Annotated in this window: 13 protein-coding genes and 1 pseudogene; 4 read left to right on the top strand and 10 right to left on the bottom strand. The window is 71.3% G+C overall.

Annotated elements, in window-relative coordinates; translation table 11 throughout:
• Positions 1-191: 191 nt before the first annotated feature.
• The 5 genes from SLUN_RS29865 to SLUN_RS29885 all read right to left on the bottom strand — a co-directional run bounded on the left by SLUN_RS29865 (position 192) and on the right by SLUN_RS29885 (position 6,185).
• A complete protein-coding gene (locus tag SLUN_RS29865; RefSeq protein WP_108153072.1) occupies positions 192-689 on the bottom strand; it encodes a hypothetical protein in 498 nt (165 codons plus the stop codon).
• On the bottom strand, positions 686-4,120 hold the full coding sequence (locus tag SLUN_RS29870; RefSeq protein WP_159100345.1) for a CHAT domain-containing protein: 3,435 nt from the start codon (positions 4,118-4,120) through the stop codon (positions 686-688). The genes SLUN_RS29865 and SLUN_RS29870 overlap by 4 nt, the downstream gene beginning before the upstream one ends.
• 155 nt (positions 4,121-4,275) lie before the next feature.
• Positions 4,276-5,166 (bottom strand): ATP-binding protein, encoded by an 891-nt coding sequence (locus tag SLUN_RS29875; RefSeq protein WP_108153074.1) that lies wholly within the window; start codon positions 5,164-5,166, stop codon positions 4,276-4,278.
• 1 nt (position 5,167) lies between these two features.
• The gene (locus SLUN_RS29880; RefSeq protein ID WP_108153075.1) at positions 5,168-5,662 is read right to left on the bottom strand and encodes a hypothetical protein; all 495 of its coding nucleotides are present in this window, start codon (positions 5,660-5,662) and stop codon (positions 5,168-5,170) included.
• Position 5,663: 1 nt separating this feature from the next.
• Positions 5,664-6,185, bottom strand: coding sequence for a hypothetical protein (locus tag SLUN_RS29885; protein ID WP_108153076.1), 522 nt, complete (start codon positions 6,183-6,185; stop codon positions 5,664-5,666).
• Positions 6,186-6,387: 202 nt separating this feature from the next.
• Here SLUN_RS29885 and SLUN_RS29890 point away from each other — a divergent pair, with 202 nt between their 5' ends.
• The gene (locus SLUN_RS29890) at positions 6,388-7,053 is read left to right on the top strand and encodes a response regulator transcription factor (protein ID WP_108155009.1); all 666 of its coding nucleotides are present in this window, start codon (positions 6,388-6,390) and stop codon (positions 7,051-7,053) included.
• Positions 7,054-7,124: 71 nt separating this feature from the next.
• On the opposite strand, the gene SLUN_RS29895 is transcribed toward SLUN_RS29890, so the two are convergent.
• From SLUN_RS29895 to SLUN_RS29915, 5 genes and pseudogenes are all read right to left on the bottom strand, one after another.
• The gene (locus SLUN_RS29895) at positions 7,125-9,470 is read right to left on the bottom strand and encodes a hypothetical protein (RefSeq protein ID WP_108153077.1); all 2,346 of its coding nucleotides are present in this window, start codon (positions 9,468-9,470) and stop codon (positions 7,125-7,127) included.
• 1 nt (position 9,471) lies between these two features.
• Complete coding sequence (locus SLUN_RS29900; RefSeq protein ID WP_159100346.1) at positions 9,472-11,064, bottom strand: sensor histidine kinase; 1,593 nt, start codon at positions 11,062-11,064, stop codon at positions 9,472-9,474.
• Complete coding sequence (locus SLUN_RS29905; RefSeq protein WP_217506055.1) at positions 11,061-11,786, bottom strand: ABC transporter ATP-binding protein; 726 nt, start codon at positions 11,784-11,786, stop codon at positions 11,061-11,063. Before SLUN_RS29905 ends, SLUN_RS29900 begins: the two co-directional genes overlap by 4 nt.
• Positions 11,787-13,201: 1,415 nt before the next feature.
• Positions 13,202-13,663 (bottom strand): annotated as a pseudogene (locus tag SLUN_RS29910) (hypothetical protein); the annotation flags it as partial.
• A 97-nt stretch (positions 13,664-13,760) separates the two neighbouring features.
• Positions 13,761-14,165: a DUF302 domain-containing protein gene (locus SLUN_RS29915; protein ID WP_108153079.1), complete on the bottom strand. Its 405-nt coding sequence runs from the start codon at positions 14,163-14,165 to the stop codon at positions 13,761-13,763.
• Between the two features lie 176 nt (positions 14,166-14,341).
• Here SLUN_RS29915 and SLUN_RS29920 point away from each other — a divergent pair, with 176 nt between their 5' ends.
• The 3 genes from SLUN_RS29920 (at position 14,342) to SLUN_RS29930 (ending at position 16,908) form a co-directional block, all read left to right on the top strand.
• Complete coding sequence (locus SLUN_RS29920) at positions 14,342-15,709, top strand: MBL fold metallo-hydrolase (protein WP_108153080.1); 1,368 nt, start codon at positions 14,342-14,344, stop codon at positions 15,707-15,709.
• A 69-nt stretch (positions 15,710-15,778) separates the two neighbouring features.
• On the top strand, positions 15,779-16,165 hold the full coding sequence (locus SLUN_RS29925; protein ID WP_108153081.1) for a rhodanese-like domain-containing protein: 387 nt from the start codon (positions 15,779-15,781) through the stop codon (positions 16,163-16,165).
• On the top strand, positions 16,162-16,908 hold the full coding sequence (locus tag SLUN_RS29930) for a sulfite exporter TauE/SafE family protein (RefSeq protein WP_108153082.1): 747 nt from the start codon (positions 16,162-16,164) through the stop codon (positions 16,906-16,908). Before SLUN_RS29925 ends, SLUN_RS29930 begins: the two co-directional genes overlap by 4 nt.
• The last annotated feature ends 5 nt before the right edge of the window (positions 16,909-16,913 follow it).

A 16,913-nucleotide genomic window follows, 5' to 3' on the forward strand; every position in this document is an offset into this window, starting at 1 on the left:
GACCGGCTGTGCATTGCCGCCGTTACGGCGCAAGCGCTGTTCGGTGGGCCGCACGGCCACCGCCGGGACTGGCGCGGGCCGTCGGTGATGGGTCACCGGCGGCCCGCGTACTCGCTGAGCGGGTCACCGGTCATCGGTTGCCCGGGCCCGGCGCGCGCCTGAGGAAGGCTGTCTCGCCGCAGCGGGAGCCTCTACGGAGGCGGCTGGTTGAACAGTTGGACCAGCGCGGAAAGCGGATTGCCCGGCCGGAAGTACTCGGTCTCCACGGATTCCTTGAACGACCCGTCCCGCCTGCGCTCCACAACCCTCTTGTGCTTCTTCCGGCCGCGTGTGGCCAACAGGTACATGCCGTACATCATCACGATTCCCAGGATGGCGACCTCGATGACCGGCAGCTTCGCCTTGGCGTCCAGCAGAGCGTCGCGGACCATGTCCCTTTCTCCCGGTTCCTCCCAGGCCGTCGAAAGGATCACCAGCGCACCCTGTTCGAGGTACTCCGAATGCGAGGTCAGGAGGTGGAGAAGTTCCTCCGCCTCCGCCGCGTCAGGTGCTGCTGCCAGTACCTCGTCCCTCATTTCCTCGTAGTCGAGGTCGTCTGTGTGTGCGGCGAGGTAGTAGCGGGCCGCTTGCTGCACGGTGTCGGCGTCGGCCCCGATGTGCTCGAGAAACGCTGCCAGGGATTCCGTCATCGCCAGTCTCCTTCGAGGGTCAGGGACCACGCCAACCAGGTCGGCAGGTCCTCGGTCGCGTCCAGGGACGCCTGCCGGAGTGCTCGTCCCAAGGGATGTCCTTCCATGAAGCGCGCTAGGGTGGCGTCGAGGACGGGCAGTGTCGCCGAGGCCACCACGTCCCAGCCGGGAGCGACAACCGCCGAGGTTCCCGCATGGCGCAGCGCCCCGAAGATGCCGAGACGGTCGCCCAGCCCGGCGTGGTGGCTCACGCCGCTGGAGCAGGCCGCGGAGAACACCGTGCGCGAGGCGTGGGGCAGCAGGGCGCAGTCACGCCAACTGAGCCGGTGGGCATTGCCCAGCGAGCTGCCGGCGGCGACCGAATCGGCCAGCGGCGCGTTTCCGCGATGGGCGAGCATCAACGCCACTTCACGCTCGACGTGGTTGACGAGGCCATGGCACAGCAGAACCGCGACATCACAGCGGCGCATCACCTCCTCGAAGGCCGCCATGTCACAGGCGCCTTCCTGCGGCGCCACCGCACTCGCCCCGAGCGCCGCGGCGCGGCCTGCGGACGCGCGCAGCGCCGCAGCAACCTCGGGTTGTTCGCCCGAACGCGGCACGGTCAGGACCCCAATGCGTTCCCTCGGCGGCACAGGCTGCCGCAGGAGCGAGTGGAGGGCCGTCCAGCCCGATGCGTACGACACCGACCAGTGCGGTCCGATCGCCGTGTGCCACGGCAGGCCGGCCATCGCCGCGTGGGGCAGGACGACGACGTGATCGTCGGCTTCGGCACAGGTGCGCAGCACATTGACCATCCACTCTTCGGCCCGGCGCCACTCCGCCTGGTCCAGGGGGTCGCCCCGACGGCGGGGGCTCCAGTCGAACAGGCGCTTGCGGAGACGCGCCCCCAGTCGGGCGTAGTCGATCTGTTCCTGCGGGAGGAAATACGTCGTGACGTGGCCGGCTGCGTCGATGCGCGTCAGCACGGAGCAGAGACCGCTGTCGCGTTGATCGTCCTGGTGACGTACGTAGAACCATTCGACCACCACCAGGCCGTGGCCCGGCTGGGCCAGCCGGGCCACGGCAGCGTCGGTGAACCCCTCGTCCAATACGGTCACGTCCGGCAACCGGCGCCGGGATGCGGCCCGCCCGGCGGCGTCGCGCTGGAGCTCGGCCACCATGCGGAAGTCCGGCCACTCCACTCGCGCGGCACCGTGGCTCCGTTGCGACGGCTCGGGCCCGCCGTCGGTGAGGACGCCGAGCAGGAGGCCGCCGATATCGGCAAGCGGGGCGCCCAGTTTCGCCGGTCCGTGGACGACCTTGCTGACGTCGGGTACGCCTCCGATCTCGGCGGCCACGGCGGTCGGGACCGCCGCCAGGTGAAGCCGGGCCGCTTCGGTGTCCGCGTGGGCGTACGCGTCGAAGGCCAGCTTCAGCAGGGTCATCCCGTCGGGCGCCAGGCCATGGCGTTCCCCGACCGCGTGGGCCTCGCGCCACGCCTCGGCCACGAGGTCGTCCCCCGGGGCGCCGGTGTTCATGGCGTCGAGAAGCTCGGCGCGGCACCTGTGGGCGGCGGCGGCGAGCGTCGCGTGACCCGCCGCCTCGCTCCGCCCCGCGAAGGCGTGCAGCAGCGGGGGCAGAGCGGCGGCCCGCGCCTCGGCCGCCGAGTGCAGCTCGGCCCGCCTGTCGAGGAGGGCCGCCCAGGCGCGGGACTCCGTCAGCAGATCGGGTCCGTCCGCTGTGGCGGCTGCCGCGCCCTTGAGCCCCGAACCACTGGTCAGGAGGCCGATCGCCTCGTCGCTCCGCCCACGGACGGCCAGCTGGTGCGCCCGGAGCAGGGCATAGTGCCGGGAGCGGTCCAAGGACGAGAGCCTCTCGGCCATGGCCAGGGCGGCCTCGGCAGCCGACCGGTCGCCGACTGCCTCGTGCGCCATGGCTTTGTACTCGAGCAGTGACGGGTCCGGCCCCGAGAGCTGTATCGCCTTCTCGATTCCGGGCAGCGCCAGGTCGGGTCGGCCCAGGCCGAGTTGGGTCAGGGCGAGATTGGTGAGCGCCCAAGGGTGCCTCGGGGACGTCTCGTCCAGCAGACCGAGGACCGCTACCCGGATGGCGAGCGCCTCTGCCAAGCGTCCCGAACCCTCCAGCGCGGTGGCCCGTTCGTGGTGGAGGTTCACTTTCAGATCCGTGTCCAGTTCCGCTTCCCACGGCTGGGGGGCGGTGCCGAGCCTGGTGATCACCGACGCGGGCCGGTGCGCACGGTTCAGCGCTCCGGCCAGCCAGGTCTCCGAGCGGCCCCGCGCGACGCCGTCCCCGCCCAGACACTCCCGCAGGGTCACCTCGACGGCCTCCAGGTCCTCCACCCGTCCTTGGGCGACCAGGAACTCGGCATGGAGCCGGACGAGCGCGACCAGCTCATCGGGGCCGCGCGTGGCCGCCTCGCGGCGCAACTCCTGAACCACGCCCTCCACCGTGCTGACGGTGCTGCGCAGGTGCGCCTGGCCCACCGCTTCCATCAGGTGGGGGTGCCCGGCGTCCGTGGCGATCTCTTCGAGGAGTGCGGGCCCGCCCGGCAGGTCCAGGCCCCCGCGCCCTTCGGTCATGTGCGTGGCCAGTACCGCTCCGGCGGCCCCCCAGGCGTGCTCGTGGGGGATGGTCGCCCGCGCGCGTTCGGCCGCTACGCGGCTCGCCGTGATGTACCGCGCCGGGGGCCGCCGCGCCCGTGCCGCAAGTTCGTGCGCGAAGTAGAGCTCCGCCCACTGCTTGCCCCGGGGGTTGGGAACTCCGGTGCCGGAGTGAAGGCTTGCCAGGACGGCTTCGAGGACGTAGGGCACCAGTCCCTCCTGCCCGTGGAGGACCTCGTGCGCCGCCGCGGCCAGCCGGGACCGGTCCGGGCCCCGGTCGACGTAGGCGTGCAGATCCTCCTCGAAGGTCACGCCGGGCGGCGGCGCGCACTTGGCGTCGATGAACGCGCTCCATTCCCTGCACAGTTCGTCCAGCGTGGCAAGCTGTACGAGGGTCAGCGCGGCCAGGCGGTCGGCGTGGGCGTATCGGTGGGGCGCGACCAGGGGGGCCAGCGCCGAGTCGTCGGATTCGTCCGCGTCGGCGCCACCAAGCTCCAGCCGGGGGAACTCGCCGGCCACGGCGAGGTGTCCAGCGGCGAACACGGCCGGGGTGAGCGTCCGCCATTGGGCGGAGATCAGCACCGGCATCGTGCCGTCGGCGACCGCGCGGACGACGGAACGGAGCGGTCCGAGCTGCCCGGCCAGCTCCGTCGTGACGGCCCGCCGCAGGGCTTCCGCGTCCGGATGCTCGACGAGCCGGGGGGCTGCCGCACCGGGGAGCAACGCCCGCAGATTCGCCCACATGACGGAGGCAGTGGGGCTGTGTCCCCTTACCTGTCCCGCTGTGTAGTAGGCGGCGCCCTTACTGGGGAGGACCGCGATGAGCATGGGGGTCCGCCCCAGCGCTGCCCGGCATGCCGGGCAGCGCACACTGTCCAGATCGCCGCGCAGGAGCGCGCCGAGGAGGACGACATCGGTCTCACCGATCAGACGAACGCTGCTCCCGGCGCCCCCCTGGAACGAGGCGCCGCACCGCGCGCACCTCAACACGACGCCTGCCAGGACGAGCCGATACGGCGTGCCGCCTCACGTACCGCCTCGACCTCGCGCAGCAGGTCCGCGAGGGCGACGCGCCGCTCGTCCCCCTCCCGTTGGACGGCCCGCGCGGCGGCACGCACGATGACGTTGACGATGTCGGCACCGGACAGTCCTTCGGAGCGGGAAGCCAGTTCGCGCGGATCGACATCCGCGGCCCGGGGCAGTTCGTCGAGCAGCATGCGCTCCCAGAGGCGCGCCCGGGTCGCCTCGTCGGGCAACGGAATCTCGATATGGGCGATCATGCGGCGCACGAACGCCGGGTCGTAGTCGGCGGCGCGGTTGGTGGCGAAGACCACGACCGAGCCGCCTCGGTCGAGTTCACCGAGCAGCACGGAACGGTTGAGGTTGGCGGAGTCGGCCGCCTCACCGCCCGAGTGTTCCCGGGCGGTGAGCAGCGCGTCGGCCTCGTCGAAGAACAGCACGGCACCGGTCCGCTCAGCGGCGCGGAACACCGAAGCGATGTGTTTCGGCGTGTCCCCCACGTACTTGGAGACGAGCGCGGTGTAGTCGACGACGAGCAGCTCCCGCTCCAGCGCCGAGGCCATCACCTCGGCGCAGAGCGTCTTGCCCGTGCCCGGCGGGCCGTACAGGTTGACGGCCATACCGGTCCGGTGCGGTACCAGCCGGGCGAGGTTCCAGGTTTCCAGCAGCGTCTGCCGGTGGGTGACGATGGTCAGTGTCTGCCGGAGCTGCTCGAGGACGACGTCCGCCACGATCAGCTCGTCCAGCTTCCGTACGGGCCGTCGCCGCTCGCCCGCGACCGGGTCTTTGGCGGCCGGTGGCAGTGCGGCGACGGCGGCGGGCCGGGCTGTTCCGTTGGTGCTCCATGCCGGCATGTCAGCGCTCCCCGTTCTCGTCACCGAACAGCTCGTTGTCCCTGGTCTGCACGATCTGGAGCGTCCCCTTCTCGTGGAATGCGCGCCAGCGGGCCAGCTCCTCCTCGGAGAGGTTGCCGAGCTCGGTCCACACCTCCTGTTGCTGCTTTCTTGGGGGCTGCCCCTGTCGGGCGGCGTCGACCACCACGCTGGTGAGCTTCAAGGCCCAGTGTCCGTTCGGCCGGCGAACCAGCTCGGCGGTCTGGTCGAGCAGTACCTGGCGGACGCGGAGCCATGCCCTGCGTACCTCGTCCAGCTTCCGCGCGGAGAGGTCGTGGATGTGCAGGTAGGCGAGCCGCAGGTCTTGGGCCAGCGCGGGGAACCGGGCCTCGGCCCACGGCAGAAGGCTCTGTTCGGCCCATTGCAGGACCCGGAGCCAAAGGGTCTCCACGGCCTTGACGGCCAGCCAGGCGGCACCCCCGGCGAAAGCCATCCAGATCAGGATGGGAAGCGGCATGTCACACCTCCGCCGCGGTCGGTGGATAAACGGTGAAGCGGGTCTCCGTCTCGCCGGCCATGATCCGCGCCTCGGTGACCCGGTGCGGGACGTCCAGACCGTCCGCGTACGTCTTGTTCCGGTAGACCACCGGCTTGTCGCCGTTGCGGACGACGAGTTCGACAACCCGCACGTACGGTCCTTCGATGTACTCGAAGATCACCGTGAGGGCGATAAGGATCTCCCTCAATTGGTCGACGAGCGCCTCGTCCACCCGCTCTCCGCCCCCGGGCGAGAGGACACGGGGGTCGTCCTCCTCGCACAGCCGCATCAGAGCCACCCGCAGGGCCGCGGGCGGAGCGGGCAAGAGCTGCGCCATCCGGTCCGCCACCCGGCGGTACACATCTCGCTTGTGGTGCACGAGGCGGAGATCCACCTGGTCGCCGTCGCCGTCGCCGTCCCCGTCCTTCCGGACGGCGCGCAGAAGGCGCTGGGCGATGGTGGACCTGGTTGCGGTGGCTTCCTCCGGGACTTCGCCGGTCACTGTGCCTCCTCGTGGTCGGGACGCGGGTTGCGCCCGCTGGCTCCCGCGGGGAGCCGCCCTTCCACGGTCGCAGAGCGGCGAGCAGCCGACGATCCTCCCAGGGTGTGTGTACGGGGATGGAAACCTCCCCCTCCGAGGGGTAGCTGCCATCACCCGTCAGGTCGGCCCATGTGTGCTCGGCTCGTTGAGTAGGCTTGTGGCCATGCCCATCCGAGTCGTACTGGCCGAAGACGACGTACTCCTGCGCAAGGGTCTGGCCCAACTGATCGACGCGGAGCCCGGTTTGGAGGTCGCAGGGGAGGCGGCGGACCTTTCGACGGCTCTCGAGCAGATCGACACGCTGCGTCCCGACGTCGTCGTGACCGACATCAGGATGCCACCCATGAAGAAGGACGAAGGTATCCGGCTCGCCGCGCTGCTGCGGGAGCAACACCCCTCGATCGGTGTGGTGGTGCTGAGCCAGCACAAGGAACCGGCCTACGCCTACGCGCTGTTCGAACACGGTGTCGCTGGTCGTGGGTACCTGATCAAGGAACGGGTCGCGGAGGTGCGGGATCTGACGGATGCCGTCCGGCAGGTGGCCGCGGGACTGTCCGTCGTCGACCCTGCCGTGGTCGAGACCATGGTGCGGACCCGCAGCAGCGGCAAGCGGTCCGCGCTGGACGCACTGACGCCTCGGGAGCTGGAGGTGCTCCGTCACATGGCGCAGGGAAAGAGCAACGCGGCGATCGGCAAGGTGCTCGGGTTGACGGAGGGGGCGGTCCAGAAGAACACCAACGCCATTTTCGCCAAGCTCGGTATCGCAGAGGAACGGGACATCAACAAGCGGGTGCGGGCGGTGCTGCTCTTCCTCGACCAGGACGGGTAGCGTCCGGCGCCGCGCGGACGGGCACGCCCCCGGGACCGCCCCGTGGAAGGAAACGGGCCGTGCGGCAGCCCTCATTCCGCCCGCAGCTCGGCGGCCACCGCGCGGTCTTCCCGCCGCGTCCAGGCGGTCGGCAGCACGATGCTCGCGACGAGCACCGCCGCGGCAGCGGCCGCCACCCATGCGCCCGGCAGGAGCACATCCCCCTCCACCCCCGACGCGGTCGCCACCTCCCACCACACCAGCCGCCCCAGGCCCAGCCCCATCGGCACACCGAGTGCCAGGGCCGGTGCTACGAGCGCCGCGGCCATGGTGACGCGCAGCGCTCCGACCCGGACCGGGGTGAAGCCCAGTGCCCGGGCCACGGCCGTCGCCCGCCGGCTGCGCCGCCGCGTCTGCCACAGGGAATGGGTGACGGCCACGACCACCCCGGAGGCCATCACGCCGGTCAGGAAGCCGAGCAGGGGCCGCAGCCCGTCGAGCGTCGTGATCTCCTGGGGCGTCTCGGCACCGTAGATTTCGAGGTTCCGCTCCATGGACGCCCGCAGGGCTTCGAGCTGGCCGGGCTCCGCCGTGATGCGGGCGTCCTGTCTCGGCGGTGTCACCGCCACTCGGTCGAGACCGGATGGGGAGAAGACCGCGCTCGCACCGAGACGCTCGCTCGCATCGGTCGGCTGGTTGGTGATGACGCCGACGACGCGCAGCGTCGCGGTGGATCCGTCGGCGAGGGTGACGACGAGACGGCCGTCCCGCTTCCGGGCCTGGAGCTGGTCGGCGAGCCGTGGCCCGAGGGCCACCTCATCCGCCGCGGCGGGGCGCCGACCCGAGATCACGGTCACTTCTCGGGCCCCGCTGACCGGCCGATAGGCGTAGGCGCGCACCATGTCGCCTCCAAGGACGACTTCACCGATGCTCACGACGTCGATCGCCGCGACTCTGGCATCGGTGGCCAGGCGTGCGACGTCCGGAGCCTTGGCGTCCATCAGCGAGATGTCGGCGGGCGCCCCGTAGCGCGAGGGAGTGGACACCAGCCTGTCCAGACTGGTCGAGAACGTCGAGACAGCGACGCTCAACGTGACGACCGCCGCCAGTCCGAGGACCTGGTTGGCCATACCGGTGCCACGGCCCTGTCCGGGCCCCCAGGCCATGCGTAGCCCGGCCAGGAGGACCGGGCTACGCCGTACGAGCGGAAGCCATGGCCCGCGCCGCGGCGTTGCGTCGCCCGCGGGCGTGCTGCGCAGGACCGCCGCGGCCGTCGCACCGGAGAGCGCGAGGTGGATCAGGGCGATGGACGTCCCGCCGATGAGCGCGATCCCCGGGTTTGGCAGGTAGCCGGGCGTGGGCTCGAACGCCCGCAGCGCGCCGAGCGGCTCCAGCAGTCCGGCGGCCAGACCGGTCGCGGTACTCGTCGAGCCCGCGACCGCCGCACTGGGTAGGGCGGCCGCCGTTCTCGCCACCGCCCGTTCGAGGCGTGTCATCCCAAGAGCCGCCTCGACGCGGTGGGCGGTGAGGCTCTGGGCGTGCCGGCGGTTGAGGGCCTGTGTCGTGATCAGGAGCGCGGCCACGGCTGTGACCCCCGCCGACATGGTGAGCCCGGCGACCAGGACCCGGCGCACGGGGGCCACCAAGGGGTCCTCGGTCGCCGTCGGATACCGCACCTGCAGCGGCCCCAGTTCCGCCAGCTCCGGGGGCGCCGGGTTGGCCGCGGCGAGAGCGGTGAAGGCCCGGTCGAAGTCCCGCCGGGGCTCGTCACCGGGAGCCAGCCGCAGAAACGAGACATGACCGGCGGAGGACGACACGTACCGGTCGGCGAACGCGGGAGTGGCGATGGCGGTGCCAGCATCGCTTCCCCACAGCGGCATCCTTCCGATGCCGACGACGTGCAACCTCACTCGCGGACCGGCCGGCTTGCCGAAGCCGACGCCGAAGCGGGCGACCTGCTGGCCCGTCAGCAGCGTCATGTCGATCGTCGAGCCGGCCGAGACGCCGGATGCCCGGGCGTAGTCCTCGGAGAGCAGGACCTCATGCGGGGAGCCCTCCCGCGGCTCACGGCCCTCGAGCAGCACCGGCCGGACGAGGTCGGCGGGACGGCCGGGCCCCGCCATGACGCTCAGATAGGTGAGGGGGCCACTGTCCAATCGGCCGACCCAGATGTGCGGCGCCCATGATTCCTCCACCCCCGGCAGGGACGCCACCTGCTGGAGCAGCGCGTCCTGCGCGCCCACGACATGCGTGACCGCGTCCGGGCGGTGCACCGCTGCCACCAGCCTGGGGAAGGCCGAGTCGGTGCGCTGGGTGACAGTAATAATGGCCATCACGCACCCCCCGATCAGGCCGAATATCAAGCCGATGACCAGTGAGCCGCGCCACCGGCTGCGCCATTCGGCCTTCGCGACCGCCAGGACGGCGCCCCACTGCACGTCACGCCTCCCTGCGGAGTGGCACGAATCCGCACACCGTGGTCCCGGCCCCTGGCGCCGACTCACAGGTCAGCTCACCGCCGAGTGCCCGCAGCCGGTCCTCCATGTTCAGCAGACCTCTGCCGCGGTGAACGGACGCGGGGTCGAAGCCCGGGCCGTCGTCCCGGACCATGAGGTGCAGCCGGCCCTCAGACGCCCACAGGCGGACCGACACGGAGGCGCCCGGCGCATGTTTGGCGGCGTTCTGCAACGCCTCCGCGCAGCAGAAGTAGACCGCCGCCTCCACTCCGGGCGCGTAGCGGGTGCTGTCCGGCACATCCACGGTCACCGGGGCGGCACTGCGCGCCGCCACCGCTTTCAGCGCCGCACGCAGGCCGAAATCGGTCAGCACCGCGGGGTAGATGCCGTGTGCCAGGTCCCGCAGCGCGTCTGCTGCCTCCTTGACACGTTCGGTCAGTGCATCGAGGTCCGCCAGACAGGCCGCGCGTTCCCGGTCGCCAAACCGTGCCACGCGGCACAGCGAGTCGCGGACCCGGCCGATGGCGGCGACGAGTCCGGTGATATGTGCTTGCGCACCGTCGTGGAGGTCGCGCTCGATCGCGGCCCGGGCGGCGTCCGCCGCGGTGACCAGGCGGCTGCTCGACTCCTCCAACTGCTGGTTGATGCGCCGCAGATGGCGCAGGGTGTCTCCCAGCCGCTCGTCGAGCTCCCTGTTGCGCAGCACCATCGCCAGTCGCTGGGCGACCTCCATCAACGCCCGCTCCTCGGCCTCACCGAACCGGTCCGCGTCGTCGTCCCGCTCGACGACAACGAGGGCGAGGACGTCCCGGCCGTGGACGGCGGGTGCGAGGCGCAACTCGCAGACCGTCCGGCCCTGGAGGAGATCCGGCAGCCAGCTGTGCAGCCAGCCGGATCCCGCGACCGAGACCCTGCGGAGCAGGCGGATGTCCGTCGCCCCCACGTCACCCGGTGGTTCAGCGGGCCTTGGTACGGATACGGAGCAGCGCAACGCACCCTCCTCGGCGGTCCACAGGTGGACCGCCGAAAGCTGCCAGTGACGGCGTAACGCCTCGGCGAGCTCGCGCAGCAGATCTGCCAACTCCGCACCGTGCGCGGAGCGGGAGGAGAAGACGGCCAGGAGATCGTCCGGAAGCCGTGCCGGGGGAGGTGCCCACCGGCGCAGTGCGGGTGACACGCGCCCGGCCGACGAGACGGCGAGCACGGCGGCCAGTGCGATGCCGGCCGTGGCCGCTCCCATCAGTTCGCCCTCGCCGTGGTCGGGCAGACGTCCCAGCAGCAGTACGGTCCCGGCGACACCGGCCATGACGGCCAGGGCGGTCGCCACCACCCAAGCGGCGACTGCGGTGGCGGGGCCACTGACCCGTCGAGGGCCGGCGACGAAGCCCGCGATCGGCCACAACAGGACGGCGGGAACGACGACGGTCAGGACCATCACCGGCAATGACGGCCCTCCGGTCGCCCACCGGACGAGAAGCAGGGCACTGCCCGTGGCTGCCGCCACCACAACGGCCGAGGCGGCCAATGACACCTGGGCTCGAAGTGCCACCGCACTCGACTGTCCGGTCGGGATCATGCCGGCCCGCCTCCGTCCGCCATGTCCTCCCCCGGCCCGGCCTCCAGGCAGCCGTCCCGCATGTGCACGACCCGGAGCGCCGCGGCGGCGACCTCCGGATCGTGCGTGACCAGCACGATGGTCTGCCCGTCCCGGTGAAGCCGTTGCAGCAACTCGATGATCTCCCTGGTCCCGCCCGAGTCGAGGGCTCCAGTGGGCTCGTCCGCCAGCAGGAGCGTGGGCCGGTTGGCGAGCGCCCGGGCGATGGCCACCCTCTGGCGTTGCCCACCGGACAGCGTGTGCGGTAAGTCCCCCGCTCTGCCGAGCAGCCCCAGGGTGTCCAGCAGAGTGGTCGCTCGCCGCTCGCTGTCGGCGGCGGAGGCACCACTCAGGAGTGCGGCGAGCTTCACGTTCTCCAACGCGGACATCTGGGGGACCAGTTCGAAGAACTGGAAGATCATGCCGATGTGTCTGCGCCGCATCCTGGCACTCTGCGCGGCCGACAGTCTCTCGACCCGCGAGCCGGCCACCGCGATGGCGCCCTCGTCCGGTTGGTCGAGGGCCGCGACAAGGTTCAGCAAGGTGGACTTCCCACACCCTGACGGCCCCATGATGGCGACGAAGTCGCCCATGCTCACGCGGAAGTCGACTCCGCGCAATGCTCGTACCGATGCGGCTCCCGTCTCGTAGGTCTTGAACAGTCCCCGTGTGACGAGGGCATCGCTCCCCTCCCGTGCCCGCACACGGCCAGCGTAGACAGCTACGGGTCGGTAGGTGCAGGAACCATGGCATCTGCCGCACGCGGTGACTTGTCAGGCGCGGCCGCCGAAGTCGTACCGCTCGACGAGCTCACGGACCGCCCGCCCGACGAGGCCGCTGTCTGCGTCACTCCGAGCCCGTGACGTGAGCCGGGCGATCACGCGCCGGAGGCCGGCTGCCCTCTGCCGTTCCTGCGCACGGTACGCGGCGTCCTGCTCCAACGTAACTTGCCCGCACAGTCCATCCACGACGAGGCCCGGCGGCGAGTGAAGTGAGCCGGGCGCTGAAGGAGAGTGTGCACATGAATCCCACGTCCGCCGCCGTGACCGCGGCGGTGGTGCATCGCGGACGTCTCGGCGGCCCTTCGACATGCAAACCTGGGGCACGTGGTCGGTACTAGCCACGCTGGCTGAACACTCACAGGCTACGTGAACTGGTACATGTCGATCCCCAACCGATCACGCCCGACTGGGCCGATCGATGGGCGGCGATGTTGGAGGACGCCCGCACCCGAGGATGGCTGCGGGCAGACGCTGTCCGGGCGCACATCGTGGGCATCACGGAAACCTCACGCACCTCCGTTGCACCGGTCACTCTGTCACTGGCGAATTAGCCGATGCGCCCCGGGAGCTGGGCTGCAGGTCAGTGCAAAGAAGAGGCAAGCCTTCGCCCCAGCCAGTCGCCGGTTGATCACGACGGGCAGGCCCGCCCCGTGACGCTCGTTTGACGCTCAGGGTCCCAAGATGTCGTCCACCGAGCCGAGAACCCGACCCTGACCTGCGGTTTCTGTTGGCTCGCTCCCTGTGACATCTTTCCGATGACCTCGCACGTGGAGTGCGTGGCGATTCTTGAGCCTGCCTCAAAGGCCCTCTGACCTGCGGGTTCTCCTTGGCGGTCGGGCGTGGTCGGTGGCGCTCGACCTGTTTCCCCCAAGTCCACCACGTGAGGCATGGCGCACGCTACCGCCGCCTGTCTGACCTGCGGCTTCGCGTAAGGGGGGTGCAGGTTGACTCGACTTCTGCGGGCCGGTTGGGGAAACGTCTTGACGCTCGTTCGACGCTGATTCTGACGGAGCGTCATGCGGTCGTCCCGGGTTCGCCAGCGCGGCTCAATCGGAGTGTCGGGCAGCAGCATGCTTCTAGCGATGCACACCGGGCGGGCGGCGGCTGCTCGAGCACGGCGGGATCGTGCACGCCGAGCCGGCCTGGCGGGGGCTTCATCCTGTTCGAGTCCGGCGTCCTGGAGGCCGAGGCGGCCCGCCAACTCCGTGCCGTCACCGCACACGACGGGCCCGCCGCCTTGGTCCCGGGCCTTGATTACGCCCTCTGGACAGAACGCGCCGCCCTCCAACTGCTCGACGAACACCGCGCCCTGGGCCGGTGTCCCCTCGACCTCCACAGTCGATGTCCAGATCACGGGCCTCTTCGAGGAGACGGGCCGCGAGGTCGTCGGCCCAATCTGCGGCCCAGGTGCGCAGAGCGGCGATGGTGGCGTCATCGAGTCCATAGGCGGCGAAGGCTTCATCGTCGGTCCAGTCGGCGCCCGTGAGGTTCGCCTGCAGGTCGCGCTCGAAGCGCCCACGGGCGTAGCGGCGGCCGAACTCCTCGAGCTCGGCATTGGTCCCGTGGCGGGAGGCCGCGAACACCTCGATCAGGTCGCGAGGTGCTCCGCGGCCGGCGAGGGCGCGGACTTTGGTCCCGATCACGTCCTCCTCCGCGAGGACAGGTCCAGACGGGCTCTGGGCGACCGGCCGCCAGAAGACCTCTTTGAGGATGTCGACTTCGCAGTCCTGTCCCGTGACCGGGTCGGTCACGGTGAAGCGGGCGGACAGCAGGGCGGTCTGCAGCGCGTGCACCTTCCAGCTCGCGGGTCATCCGGGCGAAGACGGCTCGACCGCCCGTGCACCCCGCAGTCGGCACGCGGTCGGTAGCGGATGCGTGCGCTCGCTCGGCGTTCCGTCAGCTGTCCGCGCCGGCTGCGGTGAGGGAGGCGAGGGCGGCGTCGAGGCGTCGGGTGGCCTCCTCGGCGACCGGGCGCAGGGCATCCAGTTCGGTGAGGGCGACCATCGTGTTCGGGTTGAGGGCCTGTACGGCGGTGCGGTCTCCGTCTCGGCGGACGACGACGTTGCAGGGCAGCAGCAGGCCGATGCTGCGGTCGGTCTCCAGGGCGCGGTGGGCGAGGGGCGGGTTGCAGGCGCCGAGGATGACGTAGTCCTCCATGTCGTGGTCGAGCTTGGCCTTGAGGGTGGCGGTGACGTCGATCTCGGTGAGGACGCCGAAGCCCTGCTCGGCGAGGACCTCGCGGACGCGGCTGACTGTGGTGGCGAAGTCGGTGTCGAGGTGCACGGTGCGGTCGTAGCGCATGGCAGGGGTCCTTCCGGTCGGCTCGCACGGCGCGGACCGGGTGTCCGGCCGTGTGCGAGGTACTCGTGAGGTGTTCCCCCGGGCTTTCCCTGCGCTTGGAAATACCCCCCGGGGTACTCGTGTTACGGTCGTAAGCATACCCCCTGGGGTAATTCTTCATTGGAAGGGAGTGCCTCGTGTTCTTCGTCGACACGATCGAGGTGGCCGGGCTCGGCAACCGCAGTTACCTGGCGGGCGGCGAGCGGACGGCGGTGGCGGTCGACCCGCCCCGTGACGTGGATCAGGTGATCGCGGTGGCCGCCCGGCGCGGGGTGCGGATCTCGCACGTCGTCGAGACGCACGTCCACAACGACTACGTCACCGGCGGCCTGGAGCTGGCCCGGATCACGGGTGCGGCCTATCTCGTCCCTGCCGGGGCCAGGGTCTCCTTCGAGCGCGCGCCGGTGCACGACGGCGACCACGCGGAGATCGACTCGGACGCGGGCCTGACCCTGCGCGCCGTGGCGACCCCCGGTCACACCCCGCACCACACCTCCTATGCGCTGGAGGAGAACGGCACGGCGGTCGCGGTGTTCACCGGCGGTTCGCTGCTGATCGGCACGGTGGGCCGCCCGGACCTGGTCGAGCCGCGGCTGACGGAGCAACTGGCCCGCGCACAGCACGCCTCCGCGCACCGCCTGGCCGCCGAGCTGCCCGACGACACGGCCGTGCTGCCCACGCACGGATTCGGCAGCTTCTGCTCGTCCTCCCAGGCCGAGGGCGGCGCCACGACCATCGGCAAGGAGAAGGCGTCCAACGAAGCCCTCGTCCGGGACGTGGACACCTTCGTCGCCGACCTGCTGGCCGGCCTGGACGACATCCCCGCCTACTACACGCACATGGGCCCGGCCAATGCCGCAGGACCCGCGCCCGTCGATCTGACCCCGCCCGCCGTCGCCGACGCCGAGGAGATCGCCGTCCGGCTGGCGGCGGGGGAGTGGGTGGTGGACCTGCGCAACCGCGTCGCGTTCGCCGAAGGTCATGTCTCCGGCTCGTTCAACTTCGAGGCCGAAGGGCAGCTCGCGACGTATCTGGCCTGGCTGATTCCGTGGGGCAAGCCGGTCGCGCTGCTCGCCGAGTCACCTGAGCAACTCGCCACCGCCCAGCGCGAGCTGGTCCGCGTGGGCATCGACCGCCCCGCTGCCGCGGCCACCGGCGAACCCGGCGACTGGGTCCGGGAGGGGGAGGCCCAGGCTTCCTTCCCGCGCGCCACCTTCGCCGATCTCGCCGGCCGGCACCCGGCGGAGGGAGTCGTCGTCCTCGACGTCCGGCGCGGCTCGGAGCGGGCGGCGGGATACATCGAGGGCTCGGTCCACATCCCGGTCCACGCCCTGCACCGCCGCCTCGGCGAGGTTCCTGACGGTGAGGTGTGGGTGCACTGTGCGGGCGGCATGCGGGCTGCCATCGCCGCCTCGCTGCTGGATGCCGCGGGTCGGGACGTCGTCGCGGTGGATGACTCCTTCGATGCGGCCGAGGAGGCGGGACTCACCGTCCGGACCCCCTGACGGCGTCGGACGCTGCAGACGTCCCACCGATCTTCCGTACCGACGAGGAAACAGGAGCGAGAAATCCGTATGAGCATCCGACGAGACCGGGGCGGTCCGGGTCGCGTGACCGTGCAGGAGGCGGCCGCGCGCACCGGCCACGGCGGCGCCGTCGGCAGCGGCGGTGACGCCGTGCTGCTGGATGTGCGTGAGCCGTACGAGTGGCAGGCGGGGCATGCGCCGCGCGCCGTTCATCTGCCGTTGTCCGCGCTGGCCGCCGGGGCGGGGCTGCCCGCCGAGGTGCAGGCGCGGCCCCTGGTCGTGATCTGCCGCTCGGGCAACCGGTCCCGGCGGGCCGCGGAACTGCTGGTCGCCCGGGGCGCGCAGGCCGTGGACGTGATCGGGGGGATGGGGGACTGGGCGGGGGCGGGTCTGCCGGTGGTGGGCGCACGCGGTGGGAACGGCACCGTCGCGTGAGCGCGGTCATACTCGCCCTGGCCGCCGGCGCGGTGATCGGCCTGGCGCTCGGCGCGCTCGGGGGCGGTGGCAGTGTGCTGGCCGTTCCCGCCCTGATCTACCTGCTCGGCTTCAGTCCGGTCGGGGCGACGACCGCGAGTCTGGTCATCGTCACGCTCACCTCGGTCACCGCGCTGGTCGCGCACGCCCGTGACGGCCACGTCCGGTGGCGTACGGGACTGCTGTTCTCGGCGGCCGGGATCGGCCCGGCGATGCTGGGCGGCGCGCTCTCCACCCGTATCCCGGCGGCCGTACTGACGGCGGCCTTCGCCGTGGTCGCGGGAGTGGCCGCCCTGCGTATGCTGCGGTCCCGGCCGGCTGCGGAGGGCGCCGTGACGGTGCGGCCGGGGCGGGTGGCGGCCGCCGGTGGCGGACTCGGCGCGGTCACCGGTGTCCTCGGTGTCGGCGGCGGTTTCCTCGCCGTACCGGCCCTGGTGAACGTGCTGGGCCTGCGGATGCGGAACGCGGTGGGTACCAGCCTGCTGGTCATCACCGTCAACTCGCTGGCCGCGCTGGCGACGCGCGCCGGCACGGTCGAGGGGCTGGACTGGGCGGTCGTCGGGCCGTTCGTCGGCGCCGCGATCCTCGGCGCCTGGGACGGGAAGCGGCTGGCCGCGAAGATCTCGGGACACACGCTTCAGCGGATCTTCGCGCTGGTGCTGCTGGCGGTGGCGGCCTTCATGCTGATCGACGCGGCGCTGTGACGGCC

Origin of the sequence: Streptomyces lunaelactis (assembly GCF_003054555.1) — a bacterium.
In the GTDB taxonomy this organism is placed as follows: Bacteria; Actinomycetota; Actinomycetes; order Streptomycetales; family Streptomycetaceae; genus Streptomyces; species Streptomyces lunaelactis.

Excerpts from the sequence above, each read along its gene's own strand:
- SLUN_RS29875 (WP_108153074.1), bottom strand. The coding sequence starts at position 5,166 with ATGCCGGCATGGAGCACCAACGGAACAGCCCGGCCCGCCGCCGTCGCC.
- SLUN_RS29900 (WP_159100346.1), bottom strand. The coding sequence starts at position 11,064 with ATGATCCCGACCGGACAGTCGAGTGCGGTGGCACTTCGAGCCCAGGTG.
- SLUN_RS29915 (WP_108153079.1), bottom strand. The coding sequence starts at position 14,165 with ATGCGCTACGACCGCACCGTGCACCTCGACACCGACTTCGCCACCACA.
- SLUN_RS29880 (WP_108153075.1), bottom strand. The coding sequence starts at position 5,662 with ATGCCGCTTCCCATCCTGATCTGGATGGCTTTCGCCGGGGGTGCCGCC.
- SLUN_RS29890 (WP_108155009.1), top strand. The coding sequence starts at position 6,388 with ATGCCCATCCGAGTCGTACTGGCCGAAGACGACGTACTCCTGCGCAAG.
- SLUN_RS29865 (WP_108153072.1), bottom strand. The coding sequence starts at position 689 with ATGACGGAATCCCTGGCAGCGTTTCTCGAGCACATCGGGGCCGACGCC.
- SLUN_RS29925 (WP_108153081.1), top strand. The coding sequence starts at position 15,779 with ATGAGCATCCGACGAGACCGGGGCGGTCCGGGTCGCGTGACCGTGCAG.
- SLUN_RS29870 (WP_159100345.1), bottom strand. The coding sequence starts at position 4,120 with ATGCTCATCGCGGTCCTCCCCAGTAAGGGCGCCGCCTACTACACAGCG.